We start from the raw sequence: 23,178 nt of genomic DNA, 5'->3' as shown, positions 1-23,178 counted from the left end.
GTTTGGGCCCCAAAGGAATCGCGCGCTAAGTTAGGCGCTCGAGGCCGTGATCCGGTCTCGGGCGGGAGCCCCGTGGAGCACGGGACCCCGCAGAGACCCCCGTCGAACGGACGCGGGCCCGCATGACGATGCCGTCCGCGACGGCACGGAAGGAACGGGCACCATGACGATGACACCGACCCGGCCCACGGCCGCAGACACCACCACCGACACCGCGCTCGACCAGGTCGAGTCCGTCAGCCCCGTCGATCCGTACGCGGACTCCGACCTCCCCGAGCCCTCGCTCGTCACCCCGGGCGCCAGCACCGACGCCGTCAAGGACTACCTGCGCCAGATCGGCCGCGTGCCGCTGCTCACCGCCGAGCTGGAGGTGAGCGTCGCCCGTCGCATCGAGGTGGGCGTCCTGTCGCAGGAGGTGCTCGACACGCGCACCGACCTCACGCCCGCGGAGCGCCGGGAGTACCAGACGCTCGCCCAGGACGGGATGCGCGCCAAGCAGCACCTCGTGAACGCCAACCTGCGGCTCGTCGTCAGCATCGCCAAGCGCTACACGGGCCGCGGCCTGCCGTTCCTGGACCTCATCCAGGAGGGGAACATGGGCCTCGTCCGCGCCGTCGAGAAGTTCGACTACCAGGCCGGCTTCAAGTTCTCGACCTACGCGTCGTGGTGGATCAAGCAGTCGATCACGCGCGGCATGGCCGACACGAGCCGCACCATCCGCATCCCCGTGCACACCGTCGAGCACATCAACCGCATCAACGCAGTGCAGCGCGAGCTCGCCGTGGAGCTCGGCCGCGACCCCTCCATGGAGGAGATCGCACGCGAGTCGGACACGCCCGTCACCAAGGTGCGCTACCTGCTCGACCGCGCGCAGGAGCCCATGTCGCTGCAGGTCCTGGTGGGCGGCAGCGGAGGCGACGGCGACACCGAGATGGCCGACCTCATCGAGGACGCGGACGTCACGCAGCCCATCGACGTGGTGACGCAGCAGCTCATGGCTGCGCACGTCACGCGCCTCATCGACGGGCTCGCCGAGCGCGACGCCGAGGTCGTGCGGATGCGCTTCGGACTGGCTGGTCTCGAGCCGCGCTCGCTCGCCTTCGTGAGCCAGCAGCTCGGCGTGACGCGCGAGCGCGTGCGCCAGATCGAGAAGAAGGTGCTCGCGAAGCTCCGCATCCCGGAGCTGGAGACGTACATCCGCGGCTGATCCCGCCGCATCCGTCGAGGGCCGTCCGCCACGCGCGGGCGGCCCTCCGTCGTGCGCGCGGGTCGCCTGACGCGCGGACGGATCTCGTGAATCTGCGGATCCCCTCAGAAGGGTGTCCACTAGTCATTAGTGCGCATACAGTCGAGGTCCACCATCCGAGAGACGCCGACGACGCGCATCCACGACGACGGCGACAGCACGCGGCTCGACGACGAGCCGCGGAGAAGGGGAGCGATGGCTCTCACGCAGACCGCACCCGGTAAGACCGACATCCCCGGGATCAGCTGGTCCCCCGTCGCGGCGGGGCTCTGGGTCGCCCGACGCGGCGACGAGTTCGCCGGCATGAGCGAGGAGAGGTGGGGCGCGGGCTTCCATGTCACCGACCGCCTCGGCCGCGACGTCGGGGACTTCCCCACGCTCCAGGAGGCGCGCGCCGCGCTCGGCTGATCCGGCCCGCGGGCGGGCGAGGCGCCCACCCGCCCGTGACCCGTAGCACCTCGCGGGTGCGCACGCACCGGATCGACGATGCCGCGTGCGCAGGCCTAGGGTCGAGCAGGTGCCTTCCTCCGAGATCCGCCCGACCGCAGCATCCCCCGACGACCGCTCCGACGGCTTCGTCCGCGTGCGGGGTGCGTCCGAGAACACGCTGCGCGACGTGGACGTCGACATCCCGCGCGACCGGATCGTCGCCTTCACGGGCGTCTCGGGATCCGGCAAGTCGTCGCTCGCGTTCGGCACCGTCTACGCCGAGGCCCAGCGCCGGTTCTTCGAGTCGGTCGCGCCCTACGCGCGCCGGCTGATCCGGCAGGAGCAGACGCCGCACGTCGAGAGCATCACCGGGCTGCCGCCCGCCGTCGCGCTGCAGCAGCGACGCGGTGCGCCGAGCACGCGCTCGACCGTCGGCACCGTGACCACGCTGTCCAACTCGCTGCGGATGCTGATGTCGCGGGCCGGCACCTACCCCGCGGGCCAGGGCAGGCTCGACTCCGACGCGTTCTCCCCCAACACCGCCGCGGGTGCCTGCCCGGTGTGCCACGGCCTCGGCGTCGCGCACACCGTGACCGAGGGCTCGCTCGTGCCGGATCCGTCCCTCACGATCCGCGAGGGCGCCATCGCCGCGTGGCCGGGCGCATGGCAGGGCAAGAACCTGCGCGACATCGTCATCGCGCTCGGGTACGACGTGGACGTGCCGTGGCGGGAGCTGCCGCGGGAGGCACGGGACTGGATCCTCTTCACGGAGGAGCAGCCGGTGGTGCAGATCACGCCGCAGCGCGACCGGGTGGCGAAGCCCTACAACGGGCGGTTCTGGAGCGCGCGCTCCTACGTGCTGCACACGCTCGCCGACTCGGCGAGCCCCCGGCTCCGGGAGGCGGCGCTCGCGCACATGGTCTCGGGCACGTGCGAGCGGTGCGGCGGCAGCGGGCTGACGCCCGAGGCGCTTGCGGTGACCTTCGCGGGCCGCAGCATCCAGCAGCTCAACGCGCTGACGCTCGCGGACCTCGCCACGGCCATCGCGCCGGCCGACGGCATGGGCGACGTGGCCGTGACGATCACGACCGACCTCGTCGCGCGCCTCGCCGTGCTGGTGGACCTCGGGCTCGGCTACCTCAGCCTCGGCCGCGTCACCACGACGCTGTCGCCCGGCGAGATGCAGCGGCTCCGGCTCGCGACGCAGCTGCGGTCGGGGCTCTTCGGCGTGGTCTACGTGCTCGACGAGCCGTCGGCGGGGCTGCACCCGGCCGACGCCGAGCCGCTGCTCGAGGTGCTCGAGCAGCTGCGCGACTCCGGCAACTCGGTGTTCGTGGTCGAGCACGACATGGACGTCGTGCGGCGGTCCGACTGGATCGTGGACGTGGGGCCGGGCGCGGGGCAGGCGGGCGGATCCGTCGTCTACAGCGGTCCCGTCGACGGGCTCCGCGAGGTGGAGGCCTCGGCGACCCGGCCGCACCTGTTCCCCGACCTCGCGCCGGCCCGGGCGGAGCGCACGCCGCGGACGCCGACCGGGACCATCCGGGCGACGGGAGTGACGCTGCACAACCTCGTGGACCTCGACGTGGAGATCCCGCTCGGCGTGATGGTCGCGGTGACGGGCGTCTCCGGATCCGGCAAGTCGACGCTCGTCAGCCGCGTGCTGCCGGACCTGCTGCGGGCCTCGCTCGCGCCCGACCGCGTGGTGATCGAGCAGGCGGATGAGGCGGACGAGGTCGACGACGCGTCGGGGCCCGCCCGCATCGCACGTGTCGAGGGCGCCGAGGCGGTGGACCGGCTCGTGTCCGTGGACCAGCGCCCCATCGGCCGCACGCCGCGCTCGACGCTCGCGACCTACACGGGCCTCTTCGACGCCGTCCGCCGCACCTATGCCGCCACCGACGAGGCGCGCGCCCGCGGCTACGGCGCCGGGCGGTTCTCCTTCAACGTCGCGGGCGGGCGCTGCGAGACCTGCCAGGGCGAGGGATCCGTGACCGTCGAGCTCCTCTTCCTCCCGGGCTCCTACGGACCGTGCCCCACCTGCCACGGCGCGAGGTACGAGCCCGGGACGCTCGAGATCGAGTACCACGGTCGGTCGATCGCCGACGTGCTGGCGATGACGGTGGACGAGGCGCACGGCTTCCTCCAGGACGTGCCGCTCGCCGCGCGCGCCCTCGCGACGCTCCGCGACGTCGGGCTCGGCTACCTGCGGCTCGGCCAGCCGGCGACCGAGCTGTCGGGCGGAGAGGCGCAGCGGATCAAGCTGGCCACCGAGCTGCAGCGGGCCCCGCGCGGCCACACCCTCTACCTGCTCGACGAGCCGACGACGGGCCTCCACCCGGCGGACGTCGTGCTCCTCCTCCGCCAGCTGCAGGGGCTCGTGGACGCGGGCAACACGGTCGTCGTGGTGGAGCACGAGATGGACGTGGTGGCGGACGCCGACCGGGTGATCGACCTGGGCCCGTCCGGCGGCGACCAGGGCGGGCGGATCGTCGCGCAGGGCACCCCGCGCGAGGTCGCCGACACCGCCGGCAGCCGCACGGCGCCGTACCTCGCGCGGCGGCTCGACGCCTCGTGAGGCCGGGCGCCCGGGACGGCGCGGGCCCAGCGCGACGTGGGTAGTGTGACCTCTTGGCGGTCGCGCCCCGGCGCGTGCGACGCCCATCGGCATCCGGCACCTCTTCCTAGGAGCACCTCGTGACTGACTCGACCGGTACACCCTCCACGCCCGCGGGCTGGTACGCGGACCCCGCGGGATCCGACCGCCTGCGCTGGTGGGACGGCACGCGCTGGACCGACCACCTGACGGACGCGCCGGCGGCGAGCGCCGCGACGACGCCCGCGGGGCAGCAGGGTGACGCGCACGGATCCGCCGAGCAGCACGCTGCCGCTCCGGCGTCCGGCCACGTCGCCCCGGAGGCTCACGCCACCCCCGCCGCGGTGCCGCCCGCGTACGGACAGCAGGCGCCCGGGCAGCCGTACGCGCAGCAGCCGTATTCGCAGCAGCCCTACTCCCAGCAGCCGTACGCGCAGGCCGGGTACCCGACCCCGACCCCGCCTCCCACAGTGGCGGCCGGCACGTCGCCGTTCACCTGGCAGGTCTGGGCCCTCGCTGCCCTGCCCGTCATCTCGGTCATCATCGCCGTGAGCCTCGACTACCGGAGCTTCCTCGACATGGGCCCGCGAGGACCTCGGGCCGACGTCGCGATCGCGTCCGCGCTCACCAACCTCGTCCAGTTCCTCGTGTACGCCGGGACCGTCGTGCTCGCGTACTTCGACTGGCGCACGCTCCTGCGCCGCGGAATCGTGCGCCCGTTCCACTGGGCGTGGGCCTTCATCCCCGTGGCCGGGGGTGTCTACCTCATCGGCCGGTCGATCGTCGTCCGCCGCCGTATCGAGGGGTCGCCGGCCTCCGCGCTCTCGCCCGTCTGGCTGTGGATCGGCTTGAACGTCATCATGGTGTTCGTCTCGCTCGTCAAGGGCTTCGAGCTCGTCTCCTCGACGATGCAGATGTACGGCACCCGCGGCTTCTGATCCGCAGGCGGCCTGCCCGCCGTACGTCCCGCGCCCCGGTCGGCGCGTCCGCTCAGACGAAGCGGATGCGCTGGCCGGGGCGCAGCTGCGCGGCCAGCCGCACGTCATCGCGCGCGACCACGCCGATCACCGGGTAGCCGCCCGTCATCGGGTGGTCGGCGAGGAACAGGATCGGCCGGCCCGATGGCGGCACCTGGAGCGCGCCCGTGACGACGCCCTCGCTGGGGAGCTCGCCGGGGATCCGCCGCTCGAGCGGTGCGCCGTCGAGGCGGACGCCCACCCGGTCGGCCTCGGCCGTCACCTCCCACGCGCGGTCGAGGAGGGCGGCCCAGGATCCTTCGACGAACCAGTCGAGGCGCGGGCCCGGCGTCGCGCGGAGGAGCACCTCGCCCTCCGCGGGCGCGGAGACGGCGAGCGAGTCCACCGGCGGCACGGGCCGAGCGGGCGCGGATCCGACGGGCAGCACGTCGCCGACCGCGACGGGCGCGGGTCCCACGCGGGAGAGCAGGTCGGTGGCGCGCGAGCCGAGGACGGGCGCGACGTCGATCCCGCCGCGCACCGCGACGTACCAGCGGATCCCGGCGACGGCCGCGCCGATCTCGAGCGCGTCACCGGCGTCGAGCAGCACGGCGGCGGCGTACGGCGCGGGCCGCGACCTCCGGCCCACCGTGCGCACGAGCGGTCCGACCGCGCCCGTCACGGCGACCAACACGGCGGCGGTCGCGCGGAGCACCGCGCCGCCGAGCACGATCTCGAGGCCCGCCGCGCCCTGTTCGTTGCCGACGAGGAGGTTCGCGTCGGCGAGGGCACGCGGATCCAGGGCGCCGGACGGCGAGACGCCGATGCCGCCGTGGCCGGGTCGGCCCTCATCCTGCACCAGCATGAGCGGGCCGGTGCGCTCGACGACGAGGCCGGCCGCGGCGGTCGCCTCGGCACGGCGTCCGCGGCGAGGGGCGGCCGCGCCGCTCACGCGTCGACCTCGCGGAAGCGCACGGCGGATCCGGGCTGCAGCAGCGCCGCCGGCTCGCGCCCCGGATCCCACAGCACCGCCCGCGTCGTGCCGATGAGCTGCCAGCCGCCCGGCGAGACGCGCGGGTAGATCCCGCTGAACTCGCCCGCGAGCGCGACGGCGCCGGCCGGGACCCGTGGCCGCGGCGACGTGCGGCGCGGCACCTCGAGGCCGGGGACGCCCGCGAGGTAGCCAAAGCCGGGGGCGAAGCCGCCGAACGCGACCGTCCAGGTGCCGGAGGTGTGCCGCTCCACGACCTCGCGCACGCCGATGCCGAGGAGCACGGCCACGTCGGCGAGGTCCTCGCCGTCGTAGACCACGTCGATCTCGACGGGCGCGCCGCCGCGGGCGCCGGCCTCGTCGGCAGGACGCGCGGCGAGCGCCCAGGAGCGGGCGGCGGCGAGCGGGAGCACGTGCGGATCCACCGTGACGAGGATGCTGCGCGCGCCCGGCACGATGTCGACGACGCCGCGCGGTCGCGTCGCGTCGAGGACCGGCTGCAGGCGGAGCACCTCGTCGAGCGAGTCGAGGTCGAGCATGACGGCGGCGTCGCCGCACGGCAGGGGCCGGAGGGTCACAGGGCGCGCCGGTCGCGGGCGGGGAGGACGCGGTGCTCCGGGAAGGATGCCGCGTCGGCGCCCGTCGCGTCCGGCACCGGCCGGATCTCGACGCCCGCCGCCTCGAGCGCGTCGCGCACCGCGCGGGCCAGCCCCACGGCTCCTGGGGTGTCGCTGTGCAGGCAGAGGGAGTCGGGGTCGAGCCGCACGACGGATCCGTCGATCGCGACGACCGTGCCCTCCGTCGCCATGCGCACGGAGCGGGCCGCGACCTCGGCCGGGTCGTGGATCACCGCGCCCTCCTGCCGCCGCGACACGAGGGCGCCCTCGGACGTGTACGCGCGGTCGGTGAACGCCTCGACGCGCGTCGGCAGGCCCGCCGCCGCCGCGAGCCGGAGGATCTCGGAGCCCGGCAGCCCCAGCACCGGCAGCGTCGGATCCAGCGCCACGACCGCGTCCACCACGGCCTGCGCCTGCACGGGATCGTGCGCGATGCGGTTGTAGAGCGCGCCGTGCGGCTTGATGTAGGAGACGCGGGCGCCGACGGTACGGGCCATGCCGGAGATCGCCGCCAGCTGGTAGAGCACGTCGCCCGTGAGCTCGGCGGGCGATGCGTCGAGGTCGCGGCGCCCGAAGCCCTGGAGGTCGCGGTAGGCGACGTGCGCGCCGACCGCGACGCCGTTCCGCGCCGCGCGCTCGAGCGCGTGCAGCATCACGAGCGGATCCCCCGCGTGGAAGCCGCAGGCCACGTTGGCGCTCGAGACGACGTCGAGCATCGCGTCGTCGTCGCCGAGGGTCCAGCGGCCGAAGGACTCGGCCAGGTCGCTGTTGAGGTCGATCTGCATGGCGTCTCCCCTGCACCGGGCGCGGCCACCGCTCGCCGCGAGGCCGTCCCCACCAGGCTAAGCGGCCCGCGGGGCGACCGGCCCGACAGCGGCGCGGATAGACTCGACGACCGTGACCACCCGAACTCTCATCAAGAACCTGGCCGCCCTCGACGACGGGGACGTGGCCGTCTCCGGCTGGGTCGAGACCGTCCGGGATCAGAAGAAGATCCAGTTCGTGATCCTCCGCGACGAGTCCGGCGCGGTGCAGCTCACCTACAAGCGCCAGGGTGACGAGGACGCGACCGCCGACACCATCTCGGGCCTCGCGGCGGGCACCTTCCTCACCGCCACCGGCACGCTCAAGCACGACGAGCGCGTGAAGCTCGGCGGCCTGGAGATCGGCCTGTCCGGCATCGAGGTCGCGGCCGCGGCCATCCCGGAGACGCCCATCGCGGCCGACTCCTCCATCGACAAGCGCCTCGACTGGCGCTTCATCGACCTGCGCGCGCCGCGCAACTCGCTCATCTTCCGCGTGCAGACCACGCTGGTCCACGCGCTGCGCACCTACTGGGTCGAGCACGACTTCATCGAGGTCTTCTCCCCCAAGCTCATGGCCACGCCCTCCGAGTCGAACGCCGAGCTGTTCAAGGTCGACTACTTCGACGGCGTCGCGTACCTCGCGCAGAGCCCGCAGTTCTTCAAGCAGATGGCGCAGTCCGCGGGCTTCGGCAAGATGTTCGAGGTCGGCCCGGCGTTCCGCGCCGACCCCTCCTTCACCTCGCGCCACGCGACCGAGTTCACCTCGGTGGACGCGGAGATCAGCTGGGTCGAGAGCCACGAGGACGTCGCCCGCCTCCAGGAGGAGCTCATCGTCGCCGCGCTCACCGCGGTGAAGGAGAAGCACGGCGACGAGATCCGCGAGCTGTTCGACGTGGAGGTGACCGTGCCGAGCATCCCGTTCCCGCGGATCCCGCTGCTCGAGGCCAAGGACATCGTCGCGAAGCGCGGCCACGTGATCGACCGCGCCGACGACGACCTCGACCCCGAGGGCGAGCGCCAGATCGCGGCGCACGTGATGGAGGAGTCCGGCCACGAGTTCGTGTTCCTCACCGACTACCCGTCGACGATCCGGCCGTTCTACCACATGAGGAACGCCGAGGACCCGACGATCACGAACAGCTACGACCTCATCTGGAACGGCGTCGAGATCACCACGGGCGCGCAGCGCGAGCACCGCGTCGACGTGCTCGAGGCGCAGGCCCGAGAGAAGGGCCTCGACCCCGAGGAGCTCGGCTCGTACCTCGACTTCTTCCGCTACGGCGTGCCGCCGCACGGCGGGTTCGGCATGGGCCTCAACCGCGTGCTGATGCTCCTGCTGCACCAGTCGAACCTGCGTGAGGTCACCTACCTCTTCCGCGGGCCGAACCGGCTCGCCCCGTAGGTCCCGCTCCATCCGGACGGCCCGATCCCCGCGCAGGGGGTCGGGCCGTTCCGCGTCGGCGGCCCGGTTCGGGGGTGCGGATCTACATCGCTCGGGGGAACCGCTCGCGCCGCCACGTCCGTATGGTGGCAGGCACCGCCGATCCGACCCGGACGGCCCCTGCCCCACGCCGAGGAGCCCGCATGTCCGACGAGACGCGACCCGACCGGCGCCTCGCGCACGGCATCGCCCGGCACGGCCGGCTGCGGAGGCCGAGCGGCGTGCGCACCGCGGTGAAGGCCCTCGCCGCGGTGACGGCCGTGGTGATCGCGAGCACGGGATCCGTCGCCGCGTTCGCCGCATGGGACCTGGCGCGCACGGTGCAGGCGAACTCGGTCGACATCTCGGACGGGAAGGCGCCGCCGCCGTCCATCGGGGGGATCGACGGCGGGGCGAACATCCTGCTGGTCGGCAGCGACAGCCGGAAGGACCAGGGGGACGGGTACGGCGACCTGAGGAAGGTCGGAGGGGCGAACAACAACGACGTGACGATGCTCCTGCACATCAGCAAGGACCACTCGCGCGCCACCGTCGTGTCGTTCCCCCGCGACATGCTGATCGATCGCCCGGCGTGCCCCGCATCCGGCACCTCGCCGGGAGGAGCCGCCGATAGCGGTGCGGAGATGAACTCGGCGCTGTCGAAGGGCGGGCTGGACTGCGTCGTGCGCACGGTGGAGTCCATCACGGGACTCGACATCCCCTACGGCGGCGTCGTCCAGTTCAACGGCGTCGTCGCCATGTCGAACGCCGTGGGCGGCGTCACCGTCTGCCTGGCGAACCCGATCAAAGACAAGAGGACCGATCTGGACCTGGGCGCCGGCCCGCAGGTGCTGCAGGGCGAGACCGCCGTGCAGTTCCTCCGCACCCGCTACGGCATCGGCGACCACAGCGACATCGACCGCATCAGCAACCAGCAGGTGTTCCTCAGCGCGCTGGTCCGGACGATCACCAGCACCGACACGCTCACCAACCCCGCGAAGCTCTACGGCATCGCGCGCGCGGCCGTCGAGAACATGAGCCTCTCGACGTCCCTCGACGACCCGACCGCGATCGCCTCCCTCGCGCTGACGCTGAAGGGGATCCCGCTCGACAGGTTCGTGTTCGTGCAGTACCCGAGCACCCGGCTCGAGAGCGGCCGGGTAGCGCAGGACGTCGACGGCGGCACGCGGATGATGCAGCTCATCGCGGACGACGCGGACTTCTCGCTCGCGCCCGACAGCACGGGCGCGGGTGTCGAGGCCCCGCCTGCGGACGCCGCGCAGGCGGATCCCGGGACCCCGTCCGCGGATCCGTCGCCCGCCGCCGTGCTGCCGTCGAACGCGACGGGGCAGACGGCCGCGGCCGAGACCTGCTCGAACGCGCGGTAGCGGCGCATCCGGCAGGAGAGGATGGAGCGTGCCCCGCTACCGTCCCGAAGCCGACGACGATGCCGTCGAGGTGTTCAAGGTCCTCGCGAACCCGGTGCGCCTGCGCATCATGCGGTGGCTGCGCGATCCCGAGGGCGAGTTCGCCGACTACGAACCCATCGCCGACCGGCGGGAGCACGGCGTCTGCGTCACCCACATCCAGCTCAAGTCGGGCCTCGCGCAGTCGACGGTCTCCTCGTACATGGCCGCGCTCGAGGGCGCGGGGCTCGTGACCTCGAGCCGCATCGGCAAGTACACGCACTACCGGCGGGACGAGGAGCGCATCGCCGAGCTCGTGGGCGGGCTCGGCGACGTCATCTGACGCGCTCGACCTCACACATCGCAAATCCTCGATATGTCGATACGGTGGTCCCATGACCACGAGAGACGCACCGCGCACCGCCCTGATCGTGCACGCGCATCCCGAGCCCCTGTCCTTCGCCACGGCGCAGATGCGGGAGGCGGAACGCGCGCTCGCTTCCCGCGGCGTCGAGGTCACGGTCGTCGACCTGCACGAGGCCGGATGGGATCCGGTGCTCTCGCGGGCCCGCTTCCCCGCCGCGAGCGGGCACTTCAAGCCGCAGGCCGAGCAGATGGCCGCCGTCCGCGACGGCCTGGTCGAGCCCGCGGTCGCCCGGCAGCTCGACGCGCTGCTCGCGGCCGACCTGCTCGTGCTCTCGTTCCCGCTCTGGTGGTTCTCCGTCCCGGCGATCCTCAAGGGCTGGCTGGACCGCGTCCTCGTCATGGGCGCGGTCTTCGGCGGCGACCACGGCCTGTTCGACGAGGCGGCCCTCGCCGGGCGACGCGCCGTGCTCCTCATGACGACGGGAGGCTCGCCGGAGTCGTTCGGGGCCGGATCGCGGTTCGGCGACCTCGAGGCGCTGCTGTTCCCGCTCCACCACGGCACCCTGCGCTTCGTGGGGTACGACGTCCTCGAGCCCGTCGTGACGCACGGCCCCGCCCGCCTCGACGACTCCGCGCGGGATACCGCGCTGCGGGAGGTGCACGCGGCGTTCGACTCCATCGCGGCCCGGCGCGTCCTGCAGCTGACGACCTGATGCCGGCCGTCCCCGCTCGCCGGCACGGGCAGGATCGACGCATGCCCGTCGACGCCGCATCACCACCCGCCCTCCTCCTCAACGGCACGTACGGCGTCGGCAAGAGCGCCGTGCTCGAGCGCGTCGGCGACCTGCTCGCCGAGGCCGAGCGGCCGTTCAGCCTGATGGACGTGGACTGGTTCCACCGGTCGTGGCCGCCCGCGTCGTGGGATCCGGACAACGTCGTCATCGAGGCGCGGGCCATGGCCGCCACGTGGGCGCTGTTCCAGGAGGCGGGGCCGCGGCAGCTCGTGGTCAGCGGGGTGGTCGCGGAGCGCGCCGACCTCGACCGGTACCGCGATGCCCTCGGGATCGACGTGCGGTGCGTGCTGCTGACCGCGTCGCCCGTGGTCGTCGAGGCGCGCCTGCGCTCCCGCTACGACGACGACCGGCGTGCCGCGCGCGACTGGCACCTGGCCCGCCACGCGGATCTCGCCGCGCGGCTCGGGGCGTCCGGCCTCGACGGGACGACGATCGCGACCGACGACCGCACCCCGCGGCAGGTCGCGCGCGCCGCGCTCGCCTGGTTCGACGCGGGCGCTCGGTAGGCATCCGCCCGGCGACCGGTCGCCCGCCCGGCGGGTCCGTGTTTCCTCTGTTGCCGTAATGTCTGCATCATCACTCGATGCCCTCACCCGCGGGTCGCCGAGACGTCGGCGCTGCGGGATCCGCAGGATCCGCGCCCTCGACGGGGACCCAGGACGGGACACGGAGGAGGGCAGGGCATGGGCCAGCTGATCTTCGACAGCACCACCCGCACCACCATCGACGACCGCGCGCTCGCGCACCTGCAGATCGTGATGCTGAACAAGCTCCGCCGCCGGGAGAGCTTCGCGTTCTCGTGGAAGTACCCGGCGTCGGAGGGCGACGGGCGCAGCACGGTGTGGGTCGCCCCCGAGCTCCCGCTGCACTTCCGGTTCTCGGGCAGCCGGGTCCCCGCCATCAACCCCGCCTGGGTGGACCTGCTCATGGACAGCGCGAACACCGGATCCGGGCTGCACCTGGTGCCGGAGCCGCCCTACGGCTCCGCCGCGCGCGCCGAGCCGCCCGCCGACTGACGCCGTGCGCCTGGACGACGGGCGTCCGCCCGCGCCTGCTCCCATCCCCCGACCACGCCCGCCTCGCACCCCAAGGACGCCCATGGCCCTCACGAACCTGCCCTACGACGACGACGCGATCATCGCCGCCGCCGAGTCCGCGACCGTCCTCGGCCGGGAGGTGCGCGACGTGCAGGTCGACTTCGCGAGCACCAGCGTCTCCGACGACAGCGTCGCGCGCGTGACGGCGACCATCACGTGGACCGTCCCTGCCGACGAGGCCGTGCGGATCCTCGACGAGGCCCGGCCGCGCGGCTGACCCCGTCTGCATCCCGGTGCGTACGCGGATGGCCCGCTCGGCCGACGACCCGACCCTGGACCGCTGCGAGGGTGAGGCCATGACCCGACCCGACGCGTCCCCCGCACGCCCCGCCGCCGCCCGACCACCCCGCTCGTCCTCGCGGCGGCCGATGAGCGCGACCCTGCTGGCCGCGTTCCGCGCCACGGTCGTCGTCCTCGTCTTCAGCCTCGTCGTGGGCGGCCTCACCAGCCCCGCGCAGGGGTTCCTCCCCTCGTGGATGAGCTCGCTCGCCAACTCGGCCGGCGGCTGGAGCATGCTCGCCTTCCTCGGGGTGTGGCTCTCCCGCGCGCGGCCGCTCCTCGGCGCCGTGCTCGGCGCGGTCTCCTTCGTCGCGATGGTGGAGGCCTACGGCGTCGTCAGCCTGTGGCGCGGGTTCTTCCTCGCGGACCCGCTCTCGTCCATGTGGATCCCGATCGGCCTCGTCGCCGGCCCGTTCATCGGCCTCGCGGCTGCCCTCGTGCGGCACGCGTCGCGCCGATGGACGATCGCCGGTGTCGCGGTGCTCAGCGCCGTGCTCGTCGCCGAGGGGATCCACGGCCTCACGGTCGTCGCCGAGACCACCAGCCCGGTCTACTGGACCCTCGAGATCGTCCTGGCGACGGGCTTCCTCGCCGCCGCGGTGCTGCGCGGGCGGCGACCGGCCGACGACGCGCAGGGCCGGGTCGCCCGCTCCTAGCCCCGCGTGGCCGCGATCCGCCCCCGCGTGCGGAGGGCCACCCCGAGACCCAGCGGCAGCACGAGCGCGACCCCGAGCGGGCCGACGGCCGCGGCCGCGGAAACGACCCCGAGCGTGGATCCGCCGGCCAGCAGGAGCGCGTCGGCCTGCCACGCGGCGATCACGAGCCCGGACGCATCGCCCGCCGGCGTGACCACGGGCGCCATGACGGAGAGCGGCAAGGGGCCCTTCGCGGCGTCGAACGCGCGGACCACGACGAGAAGCAGCACGACGGCCGGGGCGACGACGAGGGCGACGGCATCCGCGCCGCCGGCCACGGCGATCCCCGCCCCCGCGAGCGCGCAGGCGACCCCGGCCGTCGACGGGAGCACGGCGTGGAGGAGGAGCAGGCGCCCGGTCGGGATGCCGTAGAGCGGCGGCGCGGAGGCGACGTCGACGACATGCCGGAAGCCGTCCGCCCCGACGCCCAGCGCGAGGAACCCGACGAGCGCTGCGCCGACCGCGGCGATCACCCGCCCCGTGCCGTCGCCGTCGAGCGCCACCGCGAGCAGGACGCCGGACGCCGCGAGCCCGAGGCACGCGGACGCCGCGCGGACGGGTGTGCGGAGCGCGCCGACGAGGTCGCGCCGCAGGATGAGGGCCGCAGACGAGCGGCCGCGCACGGCTCCCCAGCCCCGCCCGATCCGCGGGACGGGCCGGAACCCGCCCGCCGCCATCGCGAGGTCGCCCGTGATCGCGAGGGTCGTCGCCGCCTGCCAGCGCTGCGCCTGGGCGAGCAGCTCGGATCCGCGGAGGCTGCGGAGGACCGACGGCACGGCCGCGATCACGGCGAGCGCCAGCGCGGTGAGCACCCCGAATGCCGTCCCGACGTCGGCGGCCGGCGACCACGCGTCGCCGCCCGTGCGCGCGCCGGGGAAGATCATGCCCACGGCCGCCCACGGCACGACCGCCGTCGGCACGAGCACCGCGAGCGCGGTGGATGCGAGCAGCACGGCTCCCCCGACGGCCCGCCCGCCCGCGCCCAGCCGCTGACCCGCGAGCCAGGAGCCCGCGAGGATCACGCCGACCAGCGCGCCGCCCGCCACCCAGGCGGCGACGGGCCCTGGATCCCCGTCGCCCACGACCAGCAGCGCGATCCCGGGCACCAGGGCCACGAGCCCGGAGATCGCGGAGAGACCGAGCGCGGAGAGGGCGAACGGGCGCCCGAGCACGGCCGCGCGCGGCAGCCCGCTGCCCGCGAGCGCGGCGGTGAGGAAAGGGGACAGCAGCGCGGGGCCGCGCGCGCCGCCGGCGACGAGGAGCGCCGTGGCGGCGAGGCCCGCCACCGCCGCGGCCGCGGTCGCCCCGTGCGCGCGGAGCGCCGCCGCCGCCGCCGGCTCCGCGAGCTCCAGCACGATGGCACGCAGCACCGGGATCCCGACGATCAGCACCGTGAGCACGCCCGCGTACACGGCGTACGCGAGGTCCATCGGCGTGGCCCCGCCGCGCTCGAGCCGGAGCGACGTGACCGTGCGGAGGACCTGCCTGGTGTTCACGCGGCGTCGCCGACGAGCGCGATCGCCCGGTGGGTCACCGCGTCGCGGAGCACCGGGCTGTGCGTCGCGAGCACGACCGTGCGGCCGGCGTCGAGCTCGGCGCGGAGGATCCCGATCACCAGCTGCAGCCGGTCGGGGTCGAGCCGCTGCTCGGGTTCGTCGAGGAGCAGCACGTCGTAGGGACGGACGGTCGCCATCGCGAGGGCCGCCAGCTGCGACTGCCCGCTGGACAGCTCGTGCGGGAACCGCCGCGCGAGGGGCGCGAGCCGCCACCGCTCGAGGTGCGCCGCCGCCCGGTCGCGGGCCTCCCCCGCGTCCATGCCCCAGGTCGCGGCGATCACGGCGAGGTGCTCCGCGAGGGTCAGGTCGCGCGCCACGGGCGGGTGGCCGATGGATCCCGACACCGCGCACCGGAACGCCGGGTCGCGCTCGTCGACGGGCCGGCCGCCGACGCGCACGGATCCCGTGCTCGGCCGGGTGAGCCCGGCGACGACTCGCAGCAGGGTCGTCTTCCCGGCGCCGTTCGGCCCTGTGACCGCGACAGCCTCGCCCGCGGCGACCGCGAGGTCGGTCGGCCGCAGCAGCGGGATCCCGTCGACGACCACCGACACCCGCTCGACGTCGACCGCATTCCCCATCTGGCCATCCTCTCGCACGGGCGGCGGGCGGCATCGGAGCGGGTCGGACACGCGGCCCGCGGGGACGCGCTCCGCCGCTCAGCGCCCGCCTGCCCCGAGCCCCGCCAGCGGCACCAGCCCGCCGTCCGCGAAGACCCGCGCCACCCACCGTCCGCCCATCTCCGCGTAGAGCTCCGCGTCCGGATGCAGCCCGTCGGGCAGCGTGAACCGCGCCACGTCGTCGGGCCCATAGAGCTCCAGGCCGTCGAGGTGCGCGATCCGCTCGCCCGTCTCCCGCCGCACGCGCGCGACATGCGCCACGTGCCGGCGCGACTCCGCCAGCGTGAGCGCCCCGCGCGGCACGTCAGCGGGGTCGCCCGCCGCGAAGCAGCGCACGGATCCGTCGTCGTGGAACTCCACCCCGGGCGGCCCGGGCGCGTGCTCGCTGCCCGGCCAGAGGATCGACGACGCGAGCACGATCGGCGTGTCCGGGTGGCCGCGTCGCACGCGGTCGAGGAAGCCATGCAGCGCGGGCACGAAGGTGCGCTGGTCCATGGAGCGCGCGCCCACGATGTTGATGCCGACGCTCAGCGAGATCACGTCGGCCGGCTCGTCGGCGATGGCGTCGGCGACGAACGGGTCGAGCATGCACTGGCCGCCGAAGCCCAGGTTCACGAGGTCGAGGCCTGCCTGCCGCGCGGCGACGACCGGCCACACGCCGGTCGGATCCGGCGCCTCGACGCAGTGGCTGATGGAGCTGCCGTGGTGGATCCAGCGCGGCAGCCCGAGCGGATCCGCGGCCCGCACGGGCGCGTCGGCCGCGACGCCGACGAGGTCCACGAGCATCCCCTGCGGCAGCCAGACGGTCACGGTCGACCACCTGCGCCCGAGACCGCGGAGCACGACGACGGACGCATCCCCGGATCCGACCGCGGTCTCCTCCGCCGCGTCGCCCGACGGCGAGATCCGGCGCACCACGTCGACCGGCGCCGCGACCGGGGGCAGGTCCACGCCGTCGACCTCCGCGACGAACGTGTTGCGCGGCCCCGGCAGCTCGTCGAAGCGGATGCGCGTGCAGCGCACCCGCAGCCGCACCTCGTCCGCCTGGGTCGTGAACCGGATCCGCACCCCGGCCGCCGTCGACACCTGCGCCCGCAGCAGCTCGCCCGCGGGCGGGAAGTCGCGCCATCTGGCCCCGGGCAGCCGGATCGGTCGCACGCCGCCCGGCACCGCCATCAGGCCGAGGTGCCCGTGGACGCGGACGGACCCGCCGTCGAGCTCGACGACCGCGCCGTCGCGCGCGGACGCGTCGCGCCCGCTCACGCCTCCCCGCCCCTCGCGTGCGCCCGCGCGAAGGCGACCGTCCGCTCGATGACCTCGTCGCGCTGCGGCAGCTGCGCCCAGCCGTGGTCCGCGCCCTCCACCACCACGAGCTCGGCGCGATCGCCGAACGCCTCCGGGTCGAGGTACCGCCTGGCGTAGTCGACGGGCACGAAGTCGTCCGTGCCGTGGAGCAGCAGCGCGGGACCCCGGTAGCCGGCCGCCCGCGCGTAGGGGTCGAAGCCGAGCGCGTCGTCGCGCATCGCCGGGCCCATCCGCTGCCCGGCGAAGTCGAACCAGCCGTCTGTGTCCAGGGAGGCGAGCGAGCGGCCCTGGATCGTGCCCGCGCGGATGTCGTCGACGAACACGGCCGCCGTCGACCACATCGCGAGCGACCGGATCCCCGGCCCCGCCCCGCCCTCGGCCGCGCGGCTCTCCTCCGCCGCGACCACCGATGCGACGACCGCGCCGAGGCTCATGCCGACGAGGTGCACGTCGCCCGCGTCCACCTCGGGCAGCGCCCGGACCGCGTCGAGGACGTGCCGGGCGTCGGCCACGTCGCCCGTGACCGTCGTGTCGAGGAACTCCCCGTCGCTCTCGCCGTGGCCCGCGCGGTCGTAGGCGACCACGCCGATCCCCGACGCCGCGAGGCGCCGCGCGAGGGCGACGAACACGCCGGTCGTCTCCACGCGCGAGCCGCCGAAGCCGTGCAGCAGCACCGCGGTGGGCCGCGGGCCGGGGAACTCCGCGAGGTGCTGCGATCCCCGGAGCGTCAGCCCGCGCACGCGTGCCTCGAACGGCCGGATCCGCATGGTCCCCGACCCGCCGGCGCTGCTGCCCGTGCCGCTCACGCCGCCGCCTCCACGGTCCGCACCGACGCGGTCGCCGGCACCTGCTCGTCCTCCACGTCGAAGGCCGTCCCGGTCGCCCGGCGGAACCCGATCCAGCCGACCAGGAACCCCGCTGCCGCGACCACGGACACCCCCACGTAGACCCCCTGCGGGTTCAGCGCCAGGAGCGCGGGCGTCACGGCGTTGAGCCCGGCGGTCGCGAAGCGCGCCACCCCGTACACGGTGCCCTGCGCGGTCGACCGGATGAGGGTCGGGAACGACTCCTGCGTCCAGACCTTCATGATCGTCTCGAAGCAGAACGCGCCCGCGAAGGTCGAGAGCACGACGGACACGACGAGCGTCGGCAGGCTGAAGCCCAGCACGACCGGGATGAGGTTCGACGCCACGACCACGACGGATCCGATCACGAAGTACGGCATGCGGAACCGCGTGTCCGCGACCGACATGAACCACAGCGCGCCGAGCACGGCGGCCGGCATCGCGAGGATCGTCCACGACTGGTACTCGTCGACCGCGACGCCGGCGACGCTCACGGCGACGTACGTGCCGAAGCTCCCCGCCACGCTGATCGCGAGCGATGCGAGCGTGTAGTAGACGAGCAGGGTCACGAACGGCCGGCGGTACGCGGGCCGGCCGAGGTCGCGGATCCGCCCGCGCTGCGCCCGCACCGTCCGCGTGCCGTCCGCGCGCTCGGCCCGCGCGACGAGCCACGACGCCGACTCGGGGATGGTCGTGCGCATGAGGAGCACGAGGAGGCCGACGACGCCGAACGCGCCGAACATCACGTGGCCGCCGGTGGGGCCGGCCTGGCCGAAGAGGATCCCGATGACGACGGCCAGGAGGATCCCGAACCCGCCGAGCAGGTTGGAGAACACGAGGATCTTGCCGCGGTTCCGATCGGTGGCCGCCTCCGAGATCGTCGCGAGCGCCACCGGCAGGTCCGCGCCGACGCCGAGGCCGATGAGCGCGATCCCGGGGAGCAGCACCGCGGACGAGACGCCGAGGAACGGCGTGGCCGAGCCGATGACGATGAGCGTCATCGTCACGAGGAACACGCGGCGCCGGCCGAACCGATCCCCCGCCCATCCGCCGAGGAGGGATCCGGCCGCGACGCCCGCGGTGAGCACGGCCGTGAGGTAGCCGACCTCGGCGCCCGACAGACCGGGCCCTCCGGTGGGCGGCGCGAGGAAGAGCACGAGCGCGATGCCCACGCCCGTCGTCGCGGCGGCGTCGACGAACGTCGCCATCCCGCACACGAAGCCCACCCACCAGGCGTTCGGGCCCCTGAGGGCACCATCGACAGCAGTCATCCCATACTCCTTCGTATGCGTCGTGAGATCGCGACCGGTCGGGCACCAGGCGCGCGGACAGGATGCTACAACGATCTAGCTGGAAAGCGCACGCCGATTTCCGGACGCCGGGTCACCGCACCGGCCCGATCGATCCTCCCGGCACCAGCGCCATCGGCACACGGTGCACGGCGGGCTCCGTCGCGCGGTCGAAGAGCAGCTCCACGGCGAGACGGCCGAGCTCGAGCTGGGGCAGCGCGACGGAGGCGAGCGGCGGATCCAGCGCGCGGCTGATCGCGCTCCCGTCGAACGCCACGACCGAGACGTCCTCCGGCACGCGGAGGCCCGCGCGGTGCAGCGCCTGGTAGGCCCCCGCGGCGACGGCGTCGTTCGCGCAGATCAGCGCGGTCGGGCGGGCGCCGGTCGCGAGCAGCCGGGCGACGGCCTCGCGCCCGTCGTCCGTGTCCCAGTCGCGCGCCACCTCCTGCACGCCGGCCAGCTCGACCCCCGCGTCGGCGAGCGCGCGTCGGACGCCGGCCAGCCGCTCGGCGAGCGCGACCGGCGCCCAGCCGCGCCAGGCGGGTCCGCCGGTGACGCCGACGGGGAGGCTGCCGACGAACCAGATCCGGTCGAGGTGGCCGAGGTCGAGGAGCGCCCGCGCGGCGTCGGCTCCCGCGGCGTCCTCGTCCGGCACCACCGCGTGCGCGACGCCCTCCTCGGGCACGCAGTTGAGCAGCACGTGCGGCACCTGGTCGAGCAGCGCGGGGGTCCGCACGACGCGCGTGAACATCGACGCGTAGAGGACCCCGTCGATGGTCCGGCCGAGCAGGCTCTCGAGCAGCTGCTCCTCCTGGTGGGCGTCGCCCTGCGTGTCCACGGTGAAGAGGATCGTGTCGCGCTCCCGCAGCGCGTCGAGCGCCCCGCGCACCATCGAGTTCGCGTGCGAGGTGCTGCTGACGAAGTCCGAGACGAGCGCCACGGTGCCCGAGCGGCCGGTGCGCAGCGTCCTGGCCGTCATGTTCGGGCGGTAGCCGAGCTCGTCGGCCGCGTCCTGGATCCGCGCGATCGTCTCCGTCGAGAGGCGCTGGTCCGTCCGCCCGGTGAGCGCGAAGGACACCGCGGAGCGCGAGACCCCTGCGCGCTCCGCCACCTGCGCGAGCGTCACGCGCCGCCGGGGCGCGGGCGTCGCCGCTTCCCCGCTGACGTCAGACCTCGAAGTCGACCGACGCCGCGGATCCGACGAGGCTCCGCACGATCGCGGCGACGCGCTGGTGCTCGGGGTGCACGTCGTACGCGTCGAGCGCGGCCCGGTCGTCGAAGTCGGCGATGAGCACGACGTCGTGGCTGCGCGCGGATCCGACCACGTCGCGCCCCAGCTGGAACGAGCGGATTCCGGGGACGAGGCCGGGCAGCGTGCCGAGCGCCTCTGTGATGCGGGCGGCGTCGCGGTCGAGGGCGGCGGGATCGCGGTCGGCGAGCTTCCAGGAGACGACGTGGCGGAGGGTCATGCGACGACCCTATCCGTGGCCCCGGCCGCCGCCGGGCTCAGCGCGCGGCGAGCGCGGCGCGGAGCCGGTCGGCGTCGATGCGCCAGTAGTTGTGCACGCGCCCGTCGATGAGGAGCACCGGGATCTCCTCGGCGAACCGGTCGGCGAGCGCCCGGTCGTCGAGGATGCTGCGCTCCTCGAGCGTCACCTCGCCGGCGCGCGCCGCGTCGAGGCCGCCGAGGACCTGCGTCACGACCTCGCGGGCGTCGTCGCAGAGGTGGCAGCCGGGCTTGCCGACGAGGGTGAGGACCGTTGCGCTCATCCGCCCAGCGTAGGCGAGGCCGCGCGCCGCCCCGCCCGGGATCCGGCCCCAGGAGCGTCGCCTACGCTGACCCGATCATGGTCGAGCAGGCGGGCACCCCGATCCTCGCGTTCTTCGACGTGGACAACACCCTGATCCACGGCGCGAGCGTGTTCCACCTCGTGCGCGGGCTCCGCGCGGCCGGCCTCCTCACGGCGCGCGACATCGTCGGCGCCGGCTGGAAGCACGCGCGCTTCAAGGCGCGCGGCGAGAACGACCGGCACCTCGCGTCGGCGCGCACCCGCGGCCTCGAGGTCGTGACCGGCGTCACGGTGGCCGACATGGCCGCGCTCGCCGACGACATCTACGAGCGGCACACCGCGCCCATGGTCTGGCCGGAGACGCTCGGCCTCGCGCAGGAGCACCTCGCGAAGGGCCACCAGGTCTGGCTGGTCACGGCGTCGCCGTCGTTCCTCGCCGACGTGATCGCCCGCCGGCTCGGCCTGACGGGCGCGCTCGGCAGCGCGCTCGAGGTGCGCGACGGCGCGTACACGGGCCGCCTCGAGGGCGAGTTCCTGCACGGCGCGCACAAGGCCGCCGCGGCCCGGGGGCTCCTCGCGCGGACAGGAGCCGACGCCGCCGAGTGCTGGGCGTACTCCGACTCCCGCCATGACATCCCGCTGCTCACGCTCGTCGGGCACCCGGTCGTCGTGAACCCGGACCAGGCGCTCGCGGCGCACGCGCGCGGATCCGGCTGGCCGTCGATGCGGCTCCGGCGACAGAGCATCCGCGACGCCCGCAGGCGCGTGCGCCGCGAGGCCGCGCAGGCCGACGGACCCGCCGGGAGCTGATCCGCATGGCGTCGCGCACCGGATCCCGCACCCACACCGCGCACGCCCCCACGAACGAAGAGGACGCCGCCCCGTCACCGGGTCGGCGTCCTCTTGATCACGTCGTGCGCCCTCGCGGACGCGTGCGCTCTACTTCTTGTTGCGACGCTGGTGGCGCGTCTTGCGAAGCAGCTTGCGGTGCTTCTTCTTCGCCATGCGCTTGCGACGCTTCTTGATCACTGAACCCATAGGGGCACCTCATCTGTTGCCGGACGGAACACGCGGGCTCTGGTGACCCGCGGAAAATAGCCTCAGAGGAGTCTAGCCGACATCCGACATGCCGGAGTGACGCGACGCCTCGCCGGGCTGGCCGGGCAGCGCGTTCGACGGGTCGATCGCGGCGAGGACAGCGGACTCGGGCACGCGGAACGAGCGGCCGAAGCGGATGGCGGGCAGGTCGCCCGAGTGCACGAGGCGGTAGACGGTCATCTTGGAGACGCGCATCATCTCGGCCACCTCGGCCACCGTGAGGAATCGGACGTCGGACAGGTCACGCGACATGGGCGGATCGACTCCTCGTTCTGCGTGACCGGCTCACGGACCTCGTAGCCCCCGCGATGCGGGCGCTGGTGCGCGATTCTAGGGGTCCGGATGGACGCGTGTCCATCGTGTCACATCCTGCATCACGCGTCCCGCGAGTTCCCCTGCTTCCGCGCCCGCAGGCGGCCGAGCGACGCCTGGCCCGCGGAGCCGGCGACGCGCGTGGCGTCGTGCACGGCGGCGGCCGCCTGGTAGCGGGTGTCGGCCCAGATCCGACCGAGGGACGCGGCGAACGGGTAGCCCGCCGGATCACCGTCTTCGCCTGCGTCGGGATCCGCGGACAGGCCGCCGCCGAGCAGCCCCGTGTCGGGATCCGCGTGCCCGTCGTCGGGGGCCGCGTCGTCGCGGCCGTCGTCGACGAAGGGCGCGACCCAGGCGTCCAGCGCCTCGAGCGGCGCGGGCTCCAGCCGGTAGTAGCGGTGCTGCCCCTCCTCCCGCACGGAGACGAGGCCGCTGTCGCGCAGGACGCGGAGGTGCTTCGACACCGTCGGCTGGCTGATCCCGAGCGTCTGCACGAGCTCCGAGACGCTGATCTCCCCCGTCGGCGCCTCGGGGACCGCGCGTCGGTCGAGCAGCACGCGGAGGAGGTCGCGTCGCGTCGGATCCGCCACGACGTCGAAGATGTCAGCCATCCCCGAAGGGTATTCCGTCCCGCGCTCGCAGTACCATGGCGAACCGGGCCGACAGGC

Annotated in this window: 26 protein-coding genes and 1 pseudogene; 13 read left to right on the top strand and 14 right to left on the bottom strand. The window is 74.2% G+C overall.

Features of this window, described 5'->3' with window-relative positions:
• Positions 1–163: 163 nt before the first annotated feature.
• From KYT88_RS02760 to KYT88_RS02745, 4 genes are all read left to right on the top strand, one after another.
• Complete coding sequence (locus tag KYT88_RS02760) at positions 164–1,207, top strand: sigma-70 family RNA polymerase sigma factor (RefSeq protein ID WP_043585288.1); 1,044 nt, start codon at positions 164–166, stop codon at positions 1,205–1,207.
• Between the two features lie 234 nt (positions 1,208–1,441).
• Positions 1,442–1,654 carry a hypothetical protein gene (locus KYT88_RS02755; RefSeq protein ID WP_043585824.1) on the top strand — a complete coding sequence of 71 codons (213 nt, stop codon included), beginning with the start codon at positions 1,442–1,444 and terminating at the stop codon, positions 1,652–1,654.
• 109 nt (positions 1,655–1,763) lie between these two features.
• Entirely contained in the window at positions 1,764–4,253 is a 2,490-nt protein-coding gene (locus KYT88_RS02750) for an excinuclease ABC subunit UvrA (RefSeq protein WP_043585291.1), read from the top strand.
• Positions 4,254–4,372: 119 nt separating this feature from the next.
• A complete protein-coding gene (locus tag KYT88_RS02745; protein ID WP_043585293.1) occupies positions 4,373–5,209 on the top strand; it encodes a DUF2510 domain-containing protein in 837 nt (278 codons plus the stop codon).
• Between the two features lie 52 nt (positions 5,210–5,261).
• Here the strand turns inward: KYT88_RS02745 and KYT88_RS02740 are convergent, their stop codons facing one another.
• From KYT88_RS02740 to KYT88_RS02730, 3 genes are read right to left on the bottom strand one after another with little or no spacing between them, the layout of a single operon-like run.
• On the bottom strand, positions 5,262–6,179 hold the full coding sequence (locus tag KYT88_RS02740) for a 5-oxoprolinase subunit C family protein (protein WP_043585296.1): 918 nt from the start codon (positions 6,177–6,179) through the stop codon (positions 5,262–5,264).
• Positions 6,176–6,796: a 5-oxoprolinase subunit B family protein gene (locus KYT88_RS02735; RefSeq protein ID WP_043585298.1), complete on the bottom strand. Its 621-nt coding sequence runs from the start codon at positions 6,794–6,796 to the stop codon at positions 6,176–6,178. The genes KYT88_RS02740 and KYT88_RS02735 overlap by 4 nt, the downstream gene beginning before the upstream one ends.
• Positions 6,793–7,620 carry a LamB/YcsF family protein gene (locus KYT88_RS02730; protein WP_043585300.1) on the bottom strand — a complete coding sequence of 276 codons (828 nt, stop codon included), beginning with the start codon at positions 7,618–7,620 and terminating at the stop codon, positions 6,793–6,795. The genes KYT88_RS02735 and KYT88_RS02730 overlap by 4 nt, the downstream gene beginning before the upstream one ends.
• A 112-nt stretch (positions 7,621–7,732) precedes the next feature.
• On the opposite strand from KYT88_RS02730, the gene aspS reads away from it, so the two are divergent.
• The 8 genes from aspS (at position 7,733) to KYT88_RS02690 (ending at position 13,659) form a co-directional block, all read left to right on the top strand.
• A complete protein-coding gene (aspS, locus tag KYT88_RS02725; protein WP_043585302.1) occupies positions 7,733–9,043 on the top strand; it encodes an aspartate--tRNA(Asn) ligase in 1,311 nt (436 codons plus the stop codon).
• A gap of 182 nt (positions 9,044–9,225) precedes the next feature.
• The gene (locus tag KYT88_RS02720; RefSeq protein WP_043585304.1) at positions 9,226–10,449 is read left to right on the top strand and encodes an LCP family protein; all 1,224 of its coding nucleotides are present in this window, start codon (positions 9,226–9,228) and stop codon (positions 10,447–10,449) included.
• A gap of 28 nt (positions 10,450–10,477) precedes the next feature.
• Positions 10,478–10,810: an ArsR/SmtB family transcription factor gene (locus KYT88_RS02715; protein ID WP_043585306.1), complete on the top strand. Its 333-nt coding sequence runs from the start codon at positions 10,478–10,480 to the stop codon at positions 10,808–10,810.
• Between the two features lie 52 nt (positions 10,811–10,862).
• Positions 10,863–11,546, top strand: coding sequence for an NAD(P)H-dependent oxidoreductase (locus KYT88_RS02710; protein WP_043585308.1), 684 nt, complete (start codon positions 10,863–10,865; stop codon positions 11,544–11,546).
• A gap of 41 nt (positions 11,547–11,587) precedes the next feature.
• A complete protein-coding gene (locus KYT88_RS02705; RefSeq protein ID WP_043585309.1) occupies positions 11,588–12,133 on the top strand; it encodes an AAA family ATPase in 546 nt (181 codons plus the stop codon).
• Positions 12,134–12,310: 177 nt separating this feature from the next.
• Positions 12,311–12,643: a DUF7882 family protein gene (locus tag KYT88_RS02700; protein ID WP_043585311.1), complete on the top strand. Its 333-nt coding sequence runs from the start codon at positions 12,311–12,313 to the stop codon at positions 12,641–12,643.
• A gap of 82 nt (positions 12,644–12,725) precedes the next feature.
• Positions 12,726–12,941: a hypothetical protein gene (locus KYT88_RS02695; protein ID WP_043585313.1), complete on the top strand. Its 216-nt coding sequence runs from the start codon at positions 12,726–12,728 to the stop codon at positions 12,939–12,941.
• Positions 12,942–13,020: 79 nt separating this feature from the next.
• Entirely contained in the window at positions 13,021–13,659 is a 639-nt protein-coding gene (locus KYT88_RS02690) for a DUF6518 family protein (RefSeq protein ID WP_043585826.1), read from the top strand.
• Here KYT88_RS02690 and KYT88_RS02685 read toward each other — a convergent pair.
• The 8 genes and pseudogenes from KYT88_RS02685 to KYT88_RS02650 form a co-directional block, all read right to left on the bottom strand.
• Positions 13,656–15,194 (bottom strand): hypothetical protein, encoded by a 1,539-nt coding sequence (locus tag KYT88_RS02685; RefSeq protein ID WP_043585315.1) that lies wholly within the window; start codon positions 15,192–15,194, stop codon positions 13,656–13,658. The genes KYT88_RS02690 and KYT88_RS02685 overlap by 4 nt on opposite strands.
• Positions 15,191–15,760, bottom strand: a pseudogene (locus tag KYT88_RS02680) (ABC transporter ATP-binding protein); the annotation flags it as partial. The gene KYT88_RS02685 and the pseudogene KYT88_RS02680, both read right to left, overlap by 4 nt.
• A 150-nt stretch (positions 15,761–15,910) precedes the next feature.
• On the bottom strand, positions 15,911–17,134 hold the full coding sequence (locus tag KYT88_RS02675; protein ID WP_043585320.1) for a GDSL-type esterase/lipase family protein: 1,224 nt from the start codon (positions 17,132–17,134) through the stop codon (positions 15,911–15,913).
• On the bottom strand, positions 17,131–17,982 hold the full coding sequence (locus KYT88_RS02670) for an alpha/beta hydrolase (protein WP_237583753.1): 852 nt from the start codon (positions 17,980–17,982) through the stop codon (positions 17,131–17,133). Before KYT88_RS02670 ends, KYT88_RS02675 begins: the two co-directional genes overlap by 4 nt.
• The gene (locus KYT88_RS02665; protein ID WP_043585322.1) at positions 17,979–19,292 is read right to left on the bottom strand and encodes an MFS transporter; all 1,314 of its coding nucleotides are present in this window, start codon (positions 19,290–19,292) and stop codon (positions 17,979–17,981) included. The genes KYT88_RS02670 and KYT88_RS02665 overlap by 4 nt, the downstream gene beginning before the upstream one ends.
• Positions 19,293–19,404: 112 nt before the next feature.
• The gene (locus KYT88_RS02660; protein WP_237583752.1) at positions 19,405–20,421 is read right to left on the bottom strand and encodes a LacI family DNA-binding transcriptional regulator; all 1,017 of its coding nucleotides are present in this window, start codon (positions 20,419–20,421) and stop codon (positions 19,405–19,407) included.
• A gap of 55 nt (positions 20,422–20,476) precedes the next feature.
• The gene (locus KYT88_RS02655) at positions 20,477–20,779 is read right to left on the bottom strand and encodes a Dabb family protein (protein WP_043585326.1); all 303 of its coding nucleotides are present in this window, start codon (positions 20,777–20,779) and stop codon (positions 20,477–20,479) included.
• A 37-nt stretch (positions 20,780–20,816) separates the two neighbouring features.
• Positions 20,817–21,080, bottom strand: a complete 264-nt coding sequence (locus KYT88_RS02650) for a glutaredoxin family protein (RefSeq protein WP_043585328.1) — start codon at positions 21,078–21,080, stop codon at positions 20,817–20,819.
• A 77-nt stretch (positions 21,081–21,157) separates the two neighbouring features.
• On the opposite strand from KYT88_RS02650, the gene KYT88_RS02645 reads away from it, so the two are divergent.
• Entirely contained in the window at positions 21,158–21,910 is a 753-nt protein-coding gene (locus KYT88_RS02645; protein WP_043585330.1) for an HAD family hydrolase, read from the top strand.
• Positions 21,911–22,039: 129 nt separating this feature from the next.
• Here the strand turns inward: KYT88_RS02645 and KYT88_RS02640 are convergent, their stop codons facing one another.
• From KYT88_RS02640 to KYT88_RS02630, 3 genes are all read right to left on the bottom strand, one after another.
• Complete coding sequence (locus KYT88_RS02640) at positions 22,040–22,138, bottom strand: 30S ribosomal protein bS22 (RefSeq protein WP_003792170.1); 99 nt, start codon at positions 22,136–22,138, stop codon at positions 22,040–22,042.
• A gap of 72 nt (positions 22,139–22,210) precedes the next feature.
• Positions 22,211–22,450: a helix-turn-helix domain-containing protein gene (locus KYT88_RS02635; RefSeq protein ID WP_011931768.1), complete on the bottom strand. Its 240-nt coding sequence runs from the start codon at positions 22,448–22,450 to the stop codon at positions 22,211–22,213.
• 122 nt (positions 22,451–22,572) lie between these two features.
• Entirely contained in the window at positions 22,573–23,121 is a 549-nt protein-coding gene (locus KYT88_RS02630; protein ID WP_043585332.1) for an ArsR/SmtB family transcription factor, read from the bottom strand.
• Positions 23,122–23,178 lie beyond the last annotated feature (57 nt).

It is taken from the genome of Clavibacter sp. A6099, from assembly GCF_021919125.1.
Taxonomy (GTDB): Bacteria; Actinomycetota; Actinomycetes; order Actinomycetales; family Microbacteriaceae; genus Clavibacter; species Clavibacter seminis.
The sequence above is the reverse complement of the archived record's forward strand: the minus strand, read 5'-3'. Positions and strand labels throughout refer to the sequence as shown.

Coding starts and splice junctions, on each gene's coding strand:
- KYT88_RS02635 (WP_011931768.1), bottom strand. CDS start 22,450: ATGTCGCGTGACCTGTCCGACGTCCGATTCCTCACGGTGGCCGAGGTG.
- KYT88_RS02695 (WP_043585313.1), top strand. CDS start 12,726: ATGGCCCTCACGAACCTGCCCTACGACGACGACGCGATCATCGCCGCC.
- KYT88_RS02655 (WP_043585326.1), bottom strand. CDS start 20,779: ATGACCCTCCGCCACGTCGTCTCCTGGAAGCTCGCCGACCGCGATCCC.
- KYT88_RS02630 (WP_043585332.1), bottom strand. CDS start 23,121: ATGGCTGACATCTTCGACGTCGTGGCGGATCCGACGCGACGCGACCTC.
- KYT88_RS02755 (WP_043585824.1), top strand. CDS start 1,442: ATGGCTCTCACGCAGACCGCACCCGGTAAGACCGACATCCCCGGGATC.
- KYT88_RS02710 (WP_043585308.1), top strand. CDS start 10,863: ATGACCACGAGAGACGCACCGCGCACCGCCCTGATCGTGCACGCGCAT.
- KYT88_RS02650 (WP_043585328.1), bottom strand. CDS start 21,080: ATGAGCGCAACGGTCCTCACCCTCGTCGGCAAGCCCGGCTGCCACCTC.
- KYT88_RS02705 (WP_043585309.1), top strand. CDS start 11,588: ATGCCCGTCGACGCCGCATCACCACCCGCCCTCCTCCTCAACGGCACG.
- KYT88_RS02645 (WP_043585330.1), top strand. CDS start 21,158: ATGGTCGAGCAGGCGGGCACCCCGATCCTCGCGTTCTTCGACGTGGAC.
- KYT88_RS02640 (WP_003792170.1), bottom strand. CDS start 22,138: ATGGGTTCAGTGATCAAGAAGCGTCGCAAGCGCATGGCGAAGAAGAAG.
- KYT88_RS02760 (WP_043585288.1), top strand. CDS start 164: ATGACGATGACACCGACCCGGCCCACGGCCGCAGACACCACCACCGAC.
- KYT88_RS02700 (WP_043585311.1), top strand. CDS start 12,311: ATGGGCCAGCTGATCTTCGACAGCACCACCCGCACCACCATCGACGAC.
- KYT88_RS02720 (WP_043585304.1), top strand. CDS start 9,226: ATGTCCGACGAGACGCGACCCGACCGGCGCCTCGCGCACGGCATCGCC.
- KYT88_RS02730 (WP_043585300.1), bottom strand. CDS start 7,620: ATGCAGATCGACCTCAACAGCGACCTGGCCGAGTCCTTCGGCCGCTGG.
- KYT88_RS02665 (WP_043585322.1), bottom strand. CDS start 19,292: ATGACTGCTGTCGATGGTGCCCTCAGGGGCCCGAACGCCTGGTGGGTG.
- KYT88_RS02690 (WP_043585826.1), top strand. CDS start 13,021: ATGACCCGACCCGACGCGTCCCCCGCACGCCCCGCCGCCGCCCGACCA.